The organism is Natranaerovirga pectinivora (assembly GCF_004342165.1).
In the GTDB taxonomy this organism is placed as follows: Bacteria; Bacillota; Clostridia; order Lachnospirales; family DSM-24629; genus Natranaerovirga; species Natranaerovirga pectinivora.
This window is the reverse complement of record NZ_SMAL01000002.1, coordinates 349,509-365,893: the sequence shown is the minus strand read 5'-3', so window position 1 is coordinate 365,893 and position 16,385 is coordinate 349,509. Positions and strand designations below refer to the sequence as shown.

Annotated in this window: 14 protein-coding genes; 4 read left to right on the top strand and 10 right to left on the bottom strand. The window is 31.7% G+C overall.

Translation table 11 applies throughout. The features are described 5' to 3' along the window. Positions 1 to 21: 21 nt before the first annotated feature. The 8 genes from EDC18_RS04170 to EDC18_RS04135 all read right to left on the bottom strand — a co-directional run bounded on the left by EDC18_RS04170 (position 22) and on the right by EDC18_RS04135 (position 11,919). Entirely contained in the window at positions 22 to 1,773 is a 1,752-nt protein-coding gene (locus tag EDC18_RS04170) for a S8 family peptidase (RefSeq protein WP_132250595.1), read from the bottom strand. A 19-nt stretch (positions 1,774 to 1,792) separates the two neighbouring features. Beyond that, entirely contained in the window at positions 1,793 to 3,538 is a 1,746-nt protein-coding gene (locus EDC18_RS04165; RefSeq protein ID WP_132250593.1) for a S8 family peptidase, read from the bottom strand. 14 nt (positions 3,539 to 3,552) lie between these two features. Beyond that, on the bottom strand, positions 3,553 to 5,283 hold the full coding sequence (locus tag EDC18_RS04160) for a S8 family peptidase (protein ID WP_132250591.1): 1,731 nt from the start codon (positions 5,281 to 5,283) through the stop codon (positions 3,553 to 3,555). Between the two features lie 445 nt (positions 5,284 to 5,728). Next, a complete protein-coding gene (locus EDC18_RS04155; RefSeq protein WP_132250589.1) occupies positions 5,729 to 7,099 on the bottom strand; it encodes a hypothetical protein in 1,371 nt (456 codons plus the stop codon). Positions 7,100 to 7,308: 209 nt separating this feature from the next. After that, positions 7,309 to 8,982, bottom strand: a complete 1,674-nt coding sequence (locus EDC18_RS04150; protein ID WP_132250587.1) for a sensor domain-containing protein — start codon at positions 8,980 to 8,982, stop codon at positions 7,309 to 7,311. Between the two features lie 126 nt (positions 8,983 to 9,108). Beyond that, complete coding sequence (locus EDC18_RS04145; protein WP_132250585.1) at positions 9,109 to 10,563, bottom strand: sensor histidine kinase; 1,455 nt, start codon at positions 10,561 to 10,563, stop codon at positions 9,109 to 9,111. Continuing rightward, the gene (locus EDC18_RS04140; protein WP_207669164.1) at positions 10,553 to 11,245 is read right to left on the bottom strand and encodes a response regulator transcription factor; all 693 of its coding nucleotides are present in this window, start codon (positions 11,243 to 11,245) and stop codon (positions 10,553 to 10,555) included. Before EDC18_RS04140 ends, EDC18_RS04145 begins: the two co-directional genes overlap by 11 nt. A 101-nt stretch (positions 11,246 to 11,346) precedes the next feature. After that, entirely contained in the window at positions 11,347 to 11,919 is a 573-nt protein-coding gene (locus tag EDC18_RS04135; RefSeq protein WP_132250582.1) for a DUF4342 domain-containing protein, read from the bottom strand. 194 nt (positions 11,920 to 12,113) lie between these two features. Between EDC18_RS04135 and EDC18_RS04130 the strand changes: the two genes are divergently transcribed. Further along, positions 12,114 to 13,034 carry a diacylglycerol/lipid kinase family protein gene (locus EDC18_RS04130; RefSeq protein WP_132250581.1) on the top strand — a complete coding sequence of 307 codons (921 nt, stop codon included), beginning with the start codon at positions 12,114 to 12,116 and terminating at the stop codon, positions 13,032 to 13,034. 116 nt (positions 13,035 to 13,150) lie between these two features. Here EDC18_RS04130 and EDC18_RS04125 read toward each other — a convergent pair whose 3' ends face one another. Further along, entirely contained in the window at positions 13,151 to 14,389 is a 1,239-nt protein-coding gene (locus EDC18_RS04125; protein WP_132250579.1) for a DUF3179 domain-containing protein, read from the bottom strand. Positions 14,390 to 14,522: 133 nt separating this feature from the next. Between EDC18_RS04125 and EDC18_RS04120 the strand changes: the two genes are divergently transcribed. From EDC18_RS04120 to EDC18_RS04110, 3 genes are read left to right on the top strand one after another with little or no spacing between them, the layout of a single operon-like run. Continuing rightward, positions 14,523 to 14,717 (top strand): spore coat associated protein CotJA, encoded by a 195-nt coding sequence (locus EDC18_RS04120; protein WP_132250577.1) that lies wholly within the window; start codon positions 14,523 to 14,525, stop codon positions 14,715 to 14,717. Between the two features lie 16 nt (positions 14,718 to 14,733). Then, positions 14,734 to 14,985 carry a spore coat protein CotJB gene (locus EDC18_RS04115; protein WP_132250575.1) on the top strand — a complete coding sequence of 84 codons (252 nt, stop codon included), beginning with the start codon at positions 14,734 to 14,736 and terminating at the stop codon, positions 14,983 to 14,985. A gap of 24 nt (positions 14,986 to 15,009) precedes the next feature. Continuing rightward, entirely contained in the window at positions 15,010 to 15,582 is a 573-nt protein-coding gene (locus tag EDC18_RS04110; RefSeq protein WP_132250573.1) for a manganese catalase family protein, read from the top strand. A 110-nt stretch (positions 15,583 to 15,692) separates the two neighbouring features. On the opposite strand, the gene EDC18_RS04105 is transcribed toward EDC18_RS04110, so the two are convergent. Continuing rightward, positions 15,693 to 16,331 (bottom strand): hypothetical protein, encoded by a 639-nt coding sequence (locus EDC18_RS04105; protein WP_132250571.1) that lies wholly within the window; start codon positions 16,329 to 16,331, stop codon positions 15,693 to 15,695. Positions 16,332 to 16,385: the final 54 nt, after the last annotated feature.

The following is a 16,385-nucleotide window of genomic DNA, read 5'->3' as shown; positions in this document are numbered from 1 at the left end:
TCACTAAAAACTTTTCTCCTTTTAAAATGTCCCTCTTAATAACTCATATGAATTTAAAAGATTTAATGCCCCAAACCCCCACTCGTTATTTGGATAAGATATGCCCACTCTTCTTGTAGCACCTCTTATAAGTAGTTTTCTAATAATTCTTGTATCCATTTGCGGAAGTCTACCCTCTACAATACCCCATTCAAATAATATGGCTGCAGCACCTGCAACTTGAGCAGTTGAAATACTAGTGCCTGTTCTAGTACCATAAGTATTATTAGGTATAGGTCCTCTAATATTAACCCCTGGGGCTACCAAGTCTGGTTTAATCATTAAATTCCTTGTCGGTCCTCTTCCTGAAGAAATATACAAACTATCATCTAAGTGATTGTATGCCCCAACAGTAATAGGAATAGTATTGGTCCCTGGTATGGTGACTGTCATACTAGGACTAGGCAATAAAAATTGAGTGGCTGGATCTGACCAACCTTCTCTAGGTAGCCAAATATTATAATTACCAGAAACAACTAGATCACCATAAACTCTTAAAGTCCATATTCCTGGCGTTGGCTCTTCAATTCTAAATACAATCATTTGATCCCCTGTTCTTTTATCCATAAGTTGGTATTCTACATATACCCTAGATCGCTCTAATAATAATTTTATTTCTTCTCGTTGACCAATTCTTGGTGATAATCTACTAATAAATTCTCCCATAGGAGATAGGATACCAACTGAATATATATCAGGGGCACTTGCCCATAGTCTAAATGTAATCCCCTTTTCATTAGGTGCAATTCTTATATCCACGTCTTGAAATCTCTGACCTTGGGGATATACACCTAGATAATGATGGCCTAAATTGGCTTCATTTCCTGCACAAACAATTATTGCTACGCCAACCACATCTCCAACTTCAGCGATTATTTCTTCTATAATAGCCGTTCCATCGTGTCCTCCAATATTAGTGCCAAGTCCTATACAAATAACAATAGGACGCCTTAAGGCTACTGCTTTGTTAAGTAAATACTTTATACCCAATATGACATCTGTATTGGCATAAACAATGGCATCCTCTCTTATTAAATAATCTCTTTTTAAGTATGCTTTGGCTTCTTTTACTTTGACCATAAGAATTTCTGCATCTGGAGCAGCTCCTGCAAACCCTTCTTCAATAACATATCTGCCTGCAGCAATTCCTGCAAGAAATGTCCCATGTCCAGTATCATCTCTTGATGGGACAATATCATATGGATTTTCACTTTCTAGTGCCCTATTTATTTCTTCTTCCGTATACTCTGTTCCATATATAAAATTTTGTGGTGGATTGCCTTCAATAGTTTGATCCCAAATGGATACAATCTTCGTTGTATTGTCTTCATATAGAAAGGTGGGATGGGTATAGTCGATACCTGAATCTACAAAGCCAATTAATACGCCACTTCCTCTTAAAGGCACAAAAGGATGGGTATGAAAAGGCAATACCCCTGATGCATCCAAGGCATCTATGCTGTAAGGTCCTAGTACACTAGGAATAACATTAATATCTATTTCTTGAAACCTAAATAGTATTTCATAATATCTATCTAAAGGGATATGCACTAATACATACTTATCTGTAATAAATTGATAATGCCTTGCTTCATATATCCCCAATCTTTCTTCTAAATCTTTTGTAAAAGGAATTAGAATATCTGCATAGGCTTCTGAAACCATAACTTCATTGGTATTAGGCATTTCTTGAAATTGTTTTGTTAGTATATCTTTTACATTTTTACGAATCATAGACTTCTCCTACACATTATTAATCAATTGTCCCTCTTAAAATATTAAAGGAATTAATAAGATTTAAAGAACCATATCCCCACTCAAAATTTGGATAAACCACAGGCGGCCTTCTTGTAGCGCCACGCATAAGCATTTTTTTAATTAACCTAGTATTGAGTAATGGGGCATTTCCTTGTACTATTCCCCATTCAAGTAACAGGGCAGAAGCTCCTGCAACATGGGCTGCCGACACACTTGTACCTGTCATTGTTCCGTAGGTATTGTTTGGTAGTGGACCTAATACATTTACCCCTGGTGCTACCAAATCAGGCTTTAATCTACCATCTCTTGTAGGTCCTCGCCCTGAACCAATATAAACACTATTATCCATATGATTATATGCCCCTACACTTATAGGTTCCCTAGATGTACTTGGTAAGGTTAAAGTTGTATTGAAATTAGGTCTTAAAAATTGAGTAGCAGGCTGAATCCACCCTTCTCTATCCATCCACATATTATACTGTCCTGAAACAACCACATCTCCATATACTCTTATTGTCCAAATACCTTGTGTAGGTAAATCAAAACGAAGTAGAATTAACTGATCTCCTGATTTTTCCTCAATGCGTTGATACTCTATATATACTCTTGATCTTTCTAATAATAACTGAAACTCTTCTCTAACCCTTAAACGAGGTGCTATTCGTGGTATCACTTCTCCTGTTGGAGATATTATGCCTACTGAATAAATATCAGGGGTTTGAACCCAAATTTGAACATTTAATCCTCTTTCATTACCTGCAACAGTAATTTCAACATCTTGGAAGGGTTCACCTGGTGGATAGTTTCCTAAGTAATGATGAGCCAAATTAGCTTCATTTCCTGTTGATACCACCACAGAATACCCTCTTGTTCTTGCAATTCTAGACAAGTATTCTTCCAAAACAGAAGTGCCATCATGAGCCCCTTGATTATTGCCCAAACCGACGCATATAACCAATGGTCTACCATATATCGCTGCTTTTTGCATTAGATAATTTATACCTAGCATAATATCATTATCTTGATAGGTAATGGCGTCATCTCTTAATAAATATATCTCTCTAATATAATTTTTTCCTGGCTTTAATTTAACCATAATAATATCTGCATCTGGAGCAGCACCAGCAATCTGATCTACATAACGCCCTGCTGCAACACCTGCTAAAAATGTGCCATGACCTGTTTCATCAATGGAGGGCACAATCTCAAAGGGATTCTCACTTGCTAATGCATTATTAATATCGTCTTCTGTGTATTCTGTACCATATTGAAAATTCAAAGGGGGCTCTCCTTCTTGAATACTTTGATCCCATATGGATAATATTTTAGTTGTATTATCTTCATAAATGAAGGATGGATGTGTATAGTCTATTCCAGAATCTACAAATCCAACAATCACACCTCTACCTCTAAGGGGCACATAAGGTTGTGTATGAAATATTAATATCCCAGCAGCATCAATACTGCCTAGACCTGTTGGCCCAAGTAACCTTGGTTGCATCGGAAACTCTACTGCACTTACTAGTTGTTGTGGTATATCCGTAATCATATTCCTAAATGTATGTATAACCGCATATCGTTCATCAATAATCTGATAACAAATGCCATTTAAAGCTGACATAGCTGTAGCAATATTTCCTTCATACTGAACAATTAAATCTGCATATTCATTGGATACAATTACTTCTCTACAACTCACTTGAATGGCTTCTGTAGCATTTACACCCTCCTTATCATTCATTAAAACGCCCCTTTCTATCCTCTAAGTATTTCTAATGTATTTATAAGATTTAAAGTGCCATAACCCCATTGATTATTAGGATAATCAAATTGAGGCCTTCTTATTGCTCCTCGAACTAACATTTTTTTGACGGTTGTCGTATTTAACATTGGATTGTTACCTAGAAGAATACCCCATTCTAGTAAAAGTGCTGCTCCACCAGCAACATGAGCTGCTGCAACACTAGTACCTGTCATAATACCTATCTGGTTGTTAGGCATAGGCCCTAATACATTCACCCCAGGTGCTACTATGTCAGGTTTTAATCTACCATCTCTTGTTGGACCTCTTCCTGAACCTATAAACAAACTATTATCAAAATGGTTGTAAGCACCTACTGTTATAGGATTTTCAGCTGTACCAAGAGTCGTTACCGTTATACTTGGATTAGATCTTAAAAACTGTGTAGCTGGATTAATCCACCCCTCTCTTTCTAACCAAATATTGTATCGCCCTACAACTACAACATCACCAAAAAGCCTAATTGTCCACATACCCTCTGTTGGTTCTAAGAATCTAACTAAAATTAATTGATCTCCCGTCCTCGGCTCCACTAAAATATTTTCCACATTGATGACAGTTCTTTCTAAAACAAGTTGTATTTCATCCCTTCTTCCTAACCTAGGGGGTAATCTAGAAACAAACTCACCTGTAGGTGATAGGATGGCTATTGAATAAATATCTGGCGTATATGCCCATACTTGAATACTAAATCCTCTTTCACCAGGAGCCACTGTTATTTCTATATCTTCATAGGGCACTCCAACTGGGTATTCTCCTAGTGCATGGTGTCTTAAATTTGCTTCGTTGCCCGAAGGGACTACAACCACATACCCAAAGTTATTTGCAATCTCATTAACATATTCCTCAAGTATTGAAGTGCCATCATGGGCTCCTTGATTTGTACCTACCCCTAAGCATATTACCAATGGTCGATCGAGAGCCTCAGCTTGCTGCATTAAATATTTTACACCCATCATAATATCATTATCTTGATAAACTACAGCATCTTCATTCACTAAGTATAAGTCTCTTAAAAACTGTTTTCCTGGTTTTAATTTAACCATTATAATTTCTGCATCTGGTGCAGCTCCAATGATTCTACCATCCCCTGTACTTCTACCTGCTGCAACGCCAGCAAGAAATGTGCCATGACCTAATTCGTCCACAGAAGGAACTACTTCTAATGGATTTTCACTTTGTAATGCTAAATTAATCTCTTCCATCCTGTACTCTGTTCCATATTGAAAATTAAGAGGTGGTGACCCTATTTGTATAGTCTGATCCCAAATGGACAGTATTTTAGAAGTATTATTATCATATATAAAAGATGGATGGGTATAATCAATTCCCGAATCTACAAATCCAATAATTATACCATTCCCCCTTAGTGGTAGGTAAGGTTGATTGTGCAACATAAGTATGCCAGCATCATCAATACTACTAACACCATATGGTCCAAATAGTCTTGGAATCACACTAATGTCTATTAATGCAGGGTCTTGTGCTATTGGTCCTAATGGCGTATGTAAAACAGCATAACGTTCATCAATTATTTGATAACAAGGTGCATTATAAGCAATTAGGGCATCTGTTATATTTGCTTCATATTGAACAATAAAGTCTGCAAATTCATTTGATACAATGGCTTCTCTACAGTTTACAGGTACAAATTCAGTTTTTTCAATTTTATTGTTTTCATCCAAAAATATATCAGTCCCCTCATTTATATGAAAGTATTAATTTTAAACTTGCTCACAAGGATTAAAATTAATACTTCCAACAAAGTTTGTGCCTCTTGCGAAGCAAGGGGCATAGGCTTCGTTAATATGCTATTATTCAACTTAATACGCAAATAGTTTGTAATATATAAAGCTTTATAATCTTCTAGTTTATATTTAATTTTTATGCAGGATTGTATCAATTTATTATGAAAATATAAGATGGGAAGGAATTACTTCCCTTGTTTTAGAAAAGGAGAATTGTCTAAATATAGAAGAAAGTGACTTCTCACTCTAAAAACATTTGCTAATTTCTTATCTGAAGTCTACTGTATAGGAAGTAGAACTTTCCTCGTATGTTAAATTATTAGTTGTTCCCTATACAGAAAAAAGACCTACATTTACACTAAGTTAAATGCAGGTCTTTTCATTACACTTTTTCGTGGTGATAAGTGTATATTAAATATAAAAATTCTGTTGCCTCTGATGCTATCATAGCAATAACACCGATTAAGGCTACATTGTATAAATTCATTAAAGATGTGACAAATATGGCTAAAAACAGCGATATTAAAGAAATCATTTTGGCAGTTCTTATATACTTTGTCATATGATTGTTCATAAATAAGCCCCAATAAAACTCTCTACCTACCCTAATGGCTGGAATTAAACACATAACTTTTAGAACATCCATTGATAGAATAGTTACTTCTTCTGTAGCGTTAATCCAATGTCTCAATATATAGTATCCAATATTGGTAAAGGACATTACAATCATAATAACTGTTAATAGTACTCCTGTAATAATGGCAAATTTCTTAACAGATTTATAATTCTTACTATTATCTTTGTTTAAAAATCTAAGTGGTACTTGATGAAACATGTTTAATGGGCTAAGGACATTCATTCCTAATCCCCAGGCAACCAAATAAGTTGCCAAAGCAATTTCTGGTCTTATTGATCTTGCTAACCCTACATTTATAATAGGTTGGGCTGTCATCTTTAAAACAGAAGTAATGGCTAATGGTAGAAAAAAAGCAAGGATGTATCTTGTATTAATTACTTTGGCATCATAGGATCCTGTTTCTGCTTCTAACTTTTCTAATTGCTTAGGTATATTTTTCAAACTTAGTTTCGTTCCAAGAAACATTACTAAGGCTTCGATTATAGTTGCACCTAAGTGCATTCCTCCTGCAATAATCGCAGCTGACACAAAAGTTATTTGATCCACATATATAATAATCAATAATACATAAATGATTCTTAATGCTGTAGCTAATGGAACTAGATAGGTTTTTTTAAACTTTATTGCTATGGCTTGAAAAAAATCTCTAAACGTAATGGTTATTGACGATAACATAACTACCTTAAGTATGGTAACAGAAGTTGCAACTAAATCATCATCCACTTCCATTAAATTCTTAAAAGTCCAAGGTGCTAAACTTGTTGTTGCAAATATAAGGTACGCTATAGAAGCTATTATTGACATTATAACAATAAATTTTCTTACTATATAATAATTTTCTTTATTATCCACTAGAGCAATTACCGTTTGTTTAATCATATTAATTGGACCCATAAACATATTATTTAAACCCTTTGCTACTGCAAATGCTGCAGCATAATATTCAGGCTCAGGTAATCTCATTAGCCCAGCATTATACAATGTATGGGTTAGTAGCATTAAAAAACCCGTTGCCGCCAAGGGTAAATAAAATACAAATTGTTCCACCAATGATACTTCTTCCTCTTTTTCTAATGAACTTTCTTTTTCACTTTTACTTAAATCGCTAATAATCATCACGTCCTAACCAGATATAAAACATACTATTATTATAAATAATTATACTAGCAAAATCTACTTATTATTTGTTCATTTTAATTTTATATGCAAATTTTGCTGTTTTCTTTTGATAGTAGTTGCTCAAATAACTCTTTTCTATCATCAAAAAAAATCTATGAGATATTTCTCCTAGATTTTCTTTCAAATATTATTCATATGTATTACTCTTATCCATTTTTCATAAATGTTTCGAAGGAAACTTTTTCTAATGGTCTACTAAAAAGATATCCTTGACCAAATAAACAATTTTTATTTTGAAGGAAATTTAATTGCTCATTTGTTTCTATACCTTCAGCAATAATATTAAGTCCCAAACTATTGGCCATTGCTATAATAGCTGTTACTAGTTCAGTTTCTTGCCCATTTAAATCATTTATAAAGGATCGGTCAATTTTAAGTTTATTAATGGCTAATTTTTTTAACTTACCTAAAGAAGAATACCCAGTACCAAAATCATCCATAGATATTTTTATGTTATTCTCCCTAAATCTTTGTAATGTTTCTATTACTCTATCTAAGTTACTCATTGAAATACTTTCTGTAATTTCTAATTCTATGTATTCTGGGTCTAATTGTTCATTCTTTAGAATCCCTAGAACTTTGTCTGCAAAATTTTCTTCTTCTAGTTGTTTTACAGAAATATTCACAGCAATAGGTATTTTTTTATACCCTTCCTCTTGCCACTTTTTGTTTTGTTTACATACTTGTATTAATACCCAATCTCCAATCTCTTTTATTAATCCATTTGCTTCCGCAATAGGGATAAACTTTGAAGGAGGAATATTTCCATACATTGAATGCTTCCATCTTAATAATGCTTCTGCGCTGATTAGTTCTCCCGTGTTTATATTTACTATAGGTTGATAGTAAACAGATAACTCATCTTTTTCAATAGCTTTTCTTAAATGCGTAGATAATTTAAATTGCTCATCTAAATCTTCCTTCATACTTCTAATAAACCTAATGACTTTTTTCTCTTTTTCTTTTTTTGCTTGATACATTGCTATATCGGCATTCAACATTAATTCTTCTGCCTCAGTTGTATCTTCTGGGAATAAGGATATACCTATAGAGCTAGTAATGTAAAATTCATTGCCATAAATGTTTACAGGGTTTTTAAACTTATCCTTAATGAGATTTGTAAAATGAATAATTTCTGATTCTTCCTTAACATCTGTGATCAACCATGCAAATTCATCTCCCCCTAATCTAGCCACAATATCATTAACGGTAGATAATTTTTTCAGCTCATCAGCAAACATTTTTAATACGATATCCCCAATCTCATGGCCCATTGTATCATTAATGGTTTTAAAGTTGTCTATATCAAAATAAAGTATTGCGATATTCTTATTAAGGCTTTTTGCTTTATTTATTTGATCCTTTATTTCTTTCATAAAAAAAGTACGATTGTATAAACTTGTTAATAAATCTTTGTGTGCATATTCTTTTAACTTGTCCTGGGTGAATACATCTGATATTTCTAAATCACTATTAAGCTTTTTAATTAAAATAATCGTATCTTTTTTGTTTCTTATTAATACCAATTCATTATTTAATATATTTCCATCTCGTTTAATGAATTCCCATCTTTTTCTTGATATTTCTTGCTTTTCTATTTTAAACTTATCAATAATTTCTAATATTTTAGCATCTATTTTTGAAAATTTAGAGATGTTTTCACCTATTAGAGTTTCCTTATTATCATATTCTAATAATTTATATGCCTCACTATTACAACTTAATATTGTATATTTATCATCTATAATTATGAGACCCTCTATATAATTCTCAAAATTAATATTAATGTACTCACTTCTATTACCATTAGAAATATTCATCGTAAGCCTCCTACAAGCACAAGAAAGTATTAAACAGATAGATTTTTTTAATTTTTTCGACCATTTTTATAGAAAATTACTTTTATTATATAACTGTTGTAAAATAATGTCAATGTATTGTCATGACTAATTAGTCCCATTTTCTACATCAAAATATATAGTAAAAACTGAACCTTCTCCTAATTTCGACTTAACTTTTATCTTTCCGTTATGTGCCAATACAATTAATTTAGCAATAGATAAACCTAGTCCATGGCCATTTTTATTGTTATTTCTAGATTCGTCTGCTCTATAAAAACGACTAAATATTTTATTTAAATCTTTCTTAGAAATACCTATACCTGTGTCTATAATACTCACCAAACATCCATCATTTTCTGTTTCACATTTTATGGTTATTTTTCCACCTGGTTCAGTGTATTTTAGTGCATTATCAATAAATATTCTTATGCCTTGCTTAATCGATTGTTTGTCACCATATATAATAGGACTACAATTTATTTCACTTTCAATGATATGGGACTTTGCAATCATTTTTGTTTCTCTAATCATTTCATTAAGTAGGTCTTTCAACTCAAATAATTCTTTTTCCAGCTTTAATGTTTTTTTATCATGTCTTGCTAAATACAATAATTTCTCGACCAATTCCTGCATATTATTTGATTCATTCTTAATTGCTATAATTGACTCATTTAGAACTTCTTTATCTTCTTTTCCCCATCGATTGAGCAAATTGGCATACCCTTGAATTACAGCTATAGGGGTTCTTAACTCGTGAGAAGCATCAGATACAAATTGTTTTTGATTATTATAAGATGTTTCTATTCTATCCATCATATCATTAATGGTCTTAGCCAAATCTTTTAATTCATTCTTTGTACCTGCTACATTTATTCGATGACTTAAATTCTGAACAGAGATTCTTTGTGCTATTTCAGTCATTTCCATTATGGGTTTTAATACTTTCTTATTGATTTTTCTTCCTTTTTTTATAATACTAAAGATCCTTAAGAGTTCAATTATTAAAATAACTTTAATGATATTAGACAATATGGACAAATATTTATTTAGGGAATGAATAATTGTTATTTGTATGTCATCTTCATTTATGGCATTCAAGTAATAAAGGGTTCTACTGGTTCTATCAAAATGCAATCTATTCACAGTATACAATTTTTCATCTTCAACAGTTGTGTATATTAAGTTGTTTTGTGTAAATATGACAATCTCTTTTTTTGTTACATTTCTTAATGGCATAACAACATTGTCTATATCTTCTTCTCTAGAGATTCCCATTGCAATTTCTGAGTATAACACTTGATCTTCTCTATGAATAATAGGGACCATAATAACTAAAAAACCAATGCAATATAAAAAGATTATAAATATCAATGAAAATAATAATAACCTTATATATATTAGTGAGATTCTAAGACTTATGGAAAACCTTAAGTTACTAATAAATCCATTTACTATGCCACTAACAGCTGAACTGATATTGTTAAATACTCTTTGTATTGTTCCTGTAAAAGCATTAGTATCATCATTTTTTGGAGATTTGGTTTTATTGTCATTTCTCATATTTAAATAGATACCCCACTCCTCTAACAGTATGAATGTATTTCACATTATATTTTTGATCAATTTTACTACGAAGATATCTTATATACACATCAATAATATTTGTATCTCCCATATACTCATATCCCCACACTTTATCTAGTAATTTATCTCTTGTAAGAACAATATTATCATTTCTCATTAAATACTCTAAGAGTTCAAATTCTTTCTTAGTTAATGCAATGTCTTCATTATTATAGGTTACACTGTATGATGTAATGTCTAATTTTAGTAATCCTGATTCTATAATGTCTGTGGATGTATTCGTATTGTTGTTTTTACCCTTTTTCCTACCTAGGGCAACTCTTATTCTAGCTAGCAACTCTTCTATGGCAAAGGGTTTTGTCATATAATCATCAGCGCCCATATCTAATCCCATCACTTTATCAGAAACATCATCTTTGGCTGTTAACATAATTATAGGAACATTTGAACTTTGACGTATTCTTCTGCACACCTCTATACCACTTAATTCAGGTAACATTAAATCCAATACAATTAAATCACTTGTGTTTTCTAGAGCTTTATTAAGACCTGTTCTACCATCATTTGCAATATCTACTTCATATCCTTCGTATTTTAACTCTAATTCAAGAAATCTGGCAATTTTATTTTCATCTTCAACCACAAGTATTTTTGCCAATATTACCCTCTCCCTTTTTATTTATATATTCTAATTTTATAAGAATAGTGTGACTTCGTCAAACTTTTAAAATAGAAGAAAGGACAACCTTAGTTGTCCTATTAGTCCTCTATAATTATCTCGCCGTACTCATCATCATAAACATCAACAATTTCATCCTCTTTATCAAACTCTTCTACAAAGCTTTTAACAGATTCTTTTACATTAGATGCAGCTTTTTCTACAAATTCATTTACTTTTATATCTGAATGGCTTTTTTCTTTTTTAAATCTAATTTTATACCCTAATATCAATGTTAATACTAAAGTAAATACAGCTAAGTGAGGGGCAAATATAATAAAGAACAAAGTATAATTAATGGATATATTTGCAATAATGTCATTATTTCTTTTTACAACCAAACGGTTCTCATTGCCTTTTCTAAATAATTCCTTAAGGCTGTCTCCAAATGATTTTTCATCTTTTTGATTTGTGTCATTTGTTTTGCTTTTTTCTTGGCTGTTATTATTGTTTTTACTTTGACTTTTTTTTGTATTATATACCAGACCTCTTTTTTCTAGTTCACATAATGCTTTTACCACATCGTCATTGTGTTTTTCTAGTATTATTCTAGCCTCCTCGTAATTTATATCTGCTTTACCTCTTAAGTATTCGATTTTTTCTATTGTGTTCATATGAACCCGCCCTTTCAATTTAATTTATATGTTCATTATATCTACCAATCCTTAATTTAAATTTAAATAAAGATTAAAATTTCATTAGAATTTTCCCAATCATCTTTTATTATACATTATTTATTCTCACCTGAAAATAAATAGCTATATAGATTTAATCATGATAAACTATACCTATCATAAGGAGGTGTTCTATGTACAATTTTATTGTTAATCCTAACTCTCAAAGTGGCAACGGCTTAAAAATATGGAAAAAACTTGAAGGTGAATTAATTAATAGAAATGTTAAGTATATGGTGCATTTTACAAAACGACCAAAACATGCTTCCCAGATTGCAAGAGAACTTACAAAAGATAATAAAAAAACGACTATTATTATATTAGGTGGTGATGGTACTACTAACGAAGTGATTAATGGTATTGAAAATCCTGATACAGTAACCCTTGGATACATCCCAACTGGATCTTGTAATGATTTTGCAAGAGGTTATGGTTTACCTCTTAAACCACTAGACGCACTTGATGTTGTGTTAAATAATGCTCATTATATACGTCCTGTTGATAATGGTGTCGTTGTTACAGATAATGGTAGTACTAAGTTTTGCAGCAATGGTGGTTTTGGATTTGATGCTGTAATTTCTCAAAAAGCATTAAAATCAAAACTAAAAAAATTCCTTAATAGAATAAAATTAGGGAAACTTATCTATGTTTTTATTTTATTAAAAGAACTTTTTTTCTATAAACCAATGGATGCTACAGTAACTATAGATGATAAGACTTATTTGTTTAATAGATTATACTTCGTTGCTTTTACTATCCACCCTTATGAAGGTGGTGGAATGAAAATATGTCCAGATGCTAATCCATTTGATCAAAAAATTGATTTATGTGTTGTCTATGATATACCCAAACTAAAAATCCTTACTTTATTCCCCTTAATTTTTTTAGGAAAACATGTTAATTTAAAAGGTGTTAAAGTTTTTCAAGGGCATAATGCAACCATAAAAATGAGTAAACCAACTGCTGTCCATACAGATGGTGAATCTTATGGAAAACATAAAAGTCTATCATTAAAATGTACCCCTGATCAAGTCAAATTAATCTTAAATAAATAATTTTTTAGTAATTCCTTTACATAATTCAATCTTTTGTTATTCTGATTCTAACAGCTATATGGTCCAATAGCCGTCTTTACCAAAATAACAAAAGATTTTTTACATCTATAATGCCTTTATTCGTAGATCAATGTATCTGGATAATATGCAGCCCAGGCAAACCAGAAAGGATTCATTGATTCAATTATTTCTAGTCTTTCTCCTTGTAATGGACCTTCTATTGCAACACCTAACAAGTTCCATCTACTATTAGTTTGTCTATCATAAATTTCATTATTAATTGGTATAAAATCAAGTTTTTCTCCTTTTAAGTATGGGCTAAATACACCTGTATAACCTATCTCTCTTCCCTCTTCAATGTTGGCAGTATCCAGATTAGATACCATACCTATTTTATAAAAGACAACTAACTCTACCCCATTAATAATATCTTCTACAACTCTTTCTTCACTCAAAACAGAATAAGGGTACGCCTTATAAACATCTCCTATTTGAACCCCTACAACTCTTTCCATAGCTGGAAACCTTTTATCAATTTCACCAATATAAAAGAAGGGCTCTCTTCTAGTATCATACCCTGCATAAGGATTTTCTGAATATCTTCTAATATAGCCCGTGTCCGTACCTAAAACAAGTCCTTGTGAATAAGCCTTAAGGTACACATTTAACGGGACGATACTACTTGAAATGGAATTAAGAGAAGATGTTGTCATTTCACCAACAATGGCCTTGCCTGTAAATGCCTCCCATAAACTTTTCGTTTCAAAGTCATATAGTATTTCACTTGCATGTTTAAGTATCCCTGAAGTATCAAATGTATACGTGTTTTCTCCCACTTCTCTACTATATACATTAGAAGTATTACTTAGTGGACTATAGGTAATTAAAATAGGTTTATCTTTAAAAATATCATTAACTGCCCCATGCCATAACAATATTTGTAATGGATAGGCTTTTGCATAATCACCCTCTTGAATTACTAAGACTGGTGCATTTGGTTCATAGAATTTAGTTGCTCTCCCTGACACCCAAAATCTCGGATTAATTAAATAGGGGTGTACATTTTTACTTTTAACACTATACAATTCATCTAAATTAACATCATAAATGTCCCAATTGATATCTAAATCCAAATCTATATCTTCAACAATGCTCCTTATTGGAAGATCACACTTTTTTATATTTTTATTATTAAGTTCTAAAATGTATTTACACTCGTCATATTCTTGTAGATGGTACTTATATTTTTGAAAAAACTCAATATAAGAATGCATTTCCAAATCTAAACCAATTAATTTTTCATATTCTTTAAGCTTCTTTTTATGATAATTTAACACATTATTAATGTCTTTCATTCATTACACTCCCACATTTCACTCCTTATTTATAAATATGTTATTTAATATAAATAGTGCTTTATTTTCAAGACAAACACATTCTTTATTTACTTGCATATTTTATTAATAAAAAGCGATAAGGAGATTTTGTATGAGACATTATCCAACTAAATGTATTGAAGAAACTTGTGGGAAACCAATTCCTGATCTTCCATTAGCCAAAGCTTTTGTTAAAGTTCAACCTTATGTAGGTCTTGTGCCATTAAAAGAAGGTTTTAAACGGGGAAGTATCTGGCCGAACCTTTATGAACCTTATGTTCCTCATCCTAAGAAAATTAGAAGATAATGGAGGTTAACTGTAAATGAATAAGCATTTATTATTAAGAGAAATCCAAGAGTTAGAATTCGCTGGGATTGAGTTAAATCTCTATCTAGATACTCATCCAGATTGCGAAAGAGCTTTAATGGATTACAATATGATTAGCAAAGAATTAAATAAAAAGAAAAGAATGTATGAAATGCATTATGGTCCTTTAACGAATTTCGCTGAAAGCCCAAGTCAATTTCCTTTTGCATGGGTAGACGGACCTTGGCCTTGGGAAAACAAGTGTTAGTTAAATAAATGTGGAGGTTATGATATGTGGATTTATGAAAAAAAACTAGAGTTTCCTGTTAATATAAAGAAAAAGGATCTACGAATGGCGAATTATATATTGACTCAGTATGGTGGTCCTGACGGGGAATTAGCAGCTGCTCTTAGATACTTAACTCAAAGGTATACTATGCCAACAGATAAAGCTAAAGCATTGCTTACGGATATTGGTACTGAAGAATTGGCACATGTTGAAATGATTTCAACAATGGTATATCAATTAATTCAAGATGCAACACCAGACGAAATGGCTAAAGCTGGCTTAGGTGATTATTACGCTGTTCGCGGGGAAGCCGTTTACCCTGCTGACCCTGCAGGAAACCCTTTTACTGCAGCATATTTCCAAGCTGTTGGAGATCCTATAGCTGATTTACACGAAGATATGGCTGCAGAACAAAAAGCGAGAGCAGCTTATGAACGTCTTATTAATTTAACAGACGATATAGATGTAATTGAACCTCTTAGATTCTTACATCAACGAGAAGTTATCCATTTCCAAAGATTTGGTGAAGCTTTAGATGATGTTCAATTCTATTGTGATCACCGAAAAGTATTTTAAAGTAAAGTGACACTTTGCAAGTTAATTCTTGTGCTTTAGTTAGTTTTATTTATAGATAATTGCCAAATTCAAGAACGACCCGTAGCACTTAAAGTGCATACGGGTCTTATTTAATTCACATCAAAATATTTTACATTTTCATCATCTGTTAATAATAATTGAATATTTCCACTCCCATCAATAACCTCTTTAGGAACGTGAAAAACTACAAATCCATTTACTTCATCATTTCCATCTAATACTTTTTGACTACTTGTAAAATCCGAATGAAGTAAAGTTTGCATTGGCGTATAAAGATAGTTATTATCTATAAGTAATTTAACACTTGATGATCTAAAGTACTCATTAATAAGTATAGAGTGTTGTTGAAGATTCTGTATGTTTAATTCAATAGAAATTAGGTACATATCATTAAAAGCATCTAAGTATAAATAGATATCATACTCTGTTTGTTCTTTAAGCCTTTCTAGCTTATTCATTCCTAAATAGTCTATTTTTATATTTGTTTCATTAATATAATTGTCAACTAGATTATCTACTACTTCATTATTGGAACTGATATGAACTATATCTTCACTACTTAACTGGTCATTAATGGTATTATTTATATTTATCATTTCATTTCCATTATGTTTATTAAGCAATTGAGCAATGGTTTCACCTATCTCAACATATGCATTTTCCGTTAAATTGCTTGAGGTACAACCTGTAAGGATTATTACCAAGATTATAACTAATAGTTTCTTCATTCTATGCCTCCTTTTATGTTTTATAATGTCTAAAATTCTATTATATAATAACCA

Bases quoted from the DNA above. Each gene is read 5' to 3' on its own strand.
- EDC18_RS04125 (WP_132250579.1), bottom strand. From the start codon at position 14,389: ATGAAAGACATTAATAATGTGTTAAATTATCATAAAAAGAAGCTTAAA.
- EDC18_RS04150 (WP_132250587.1), bottom strand. From the start codon at position 8,982: ATGAATATTTCTAATGGTAATAGAAGTGAGTACATTAATATTAATTTT.
- EDC18_RS04130 (WP_132250581.1), top strand. From the start codon at position 12,114: ATGTACAATTTTATTGTTAATCCTAACTCTCAAAGTGGCAACGGCTTA.
- EDC18_RS04105 (WP_132250571.1), bottom strand. From the start codon at position 16,331: ATGAAGAAACTATTAGTTATAATCTTGGTAATAATCCTTACAGGTTGT.
- EDC18_RS04145 (WP_132250585.1), bottom strand. From the start codon at position 10,563: ATGAGAAATGACAATAAAACCAAATCTCCAAAAAATGATGATACTAAT.
- EDC18_RS04170 (WP_132250595.1), bottom strand. From the start codon at position 1,773: ATGATTCGTAAAAATGTAAAAGATATACTAACAAAACAATTTCAAGAA.
- EDC18_RS04110 (WP_132250573.1), top strand. From the start codon at position 15,010: ATGTGGATTTATGAAAAAAAACTAGAGTTTCCTGTTAATATAAAGAAA.
- EDC18_RS04115 (WP_132250575.1), top strand. From the start codon at position 14,734: ATGAATAAGCATTTATTATTAAGAGAAATCCAAGAGTTAGAATTCGCT.
- EDC18_RS04135 (WP_132250582.1), bottom strand. From the start codon at position 11,919: ATGAACACAATAGAAAAAATCGAATACTTAAGAGGTAAAGCAGATATA.
- EDC18_RS04165 (WP_132250593.1), bottom strand. From the start codon at position 3,538: ATGAATGATAAGGAGGGTGTAAATGCTACAGAAGCCATTCAAGTGAGT.
- EDC18_RS04155 (WP_132250589.1), bottom strand. From the start codon at position 7,099: ATGATTATTAGCGATTTAAGTAAAAGTGAAAAAGAAAGTTCATTAGAA.
- EDC18_RS04120 (WP_132250577.1), top strand. From the start codon at position 14,523: ATGAGACATTATCCAACTAAATGTATTGAAGAAACTTGTGGGAAACCA.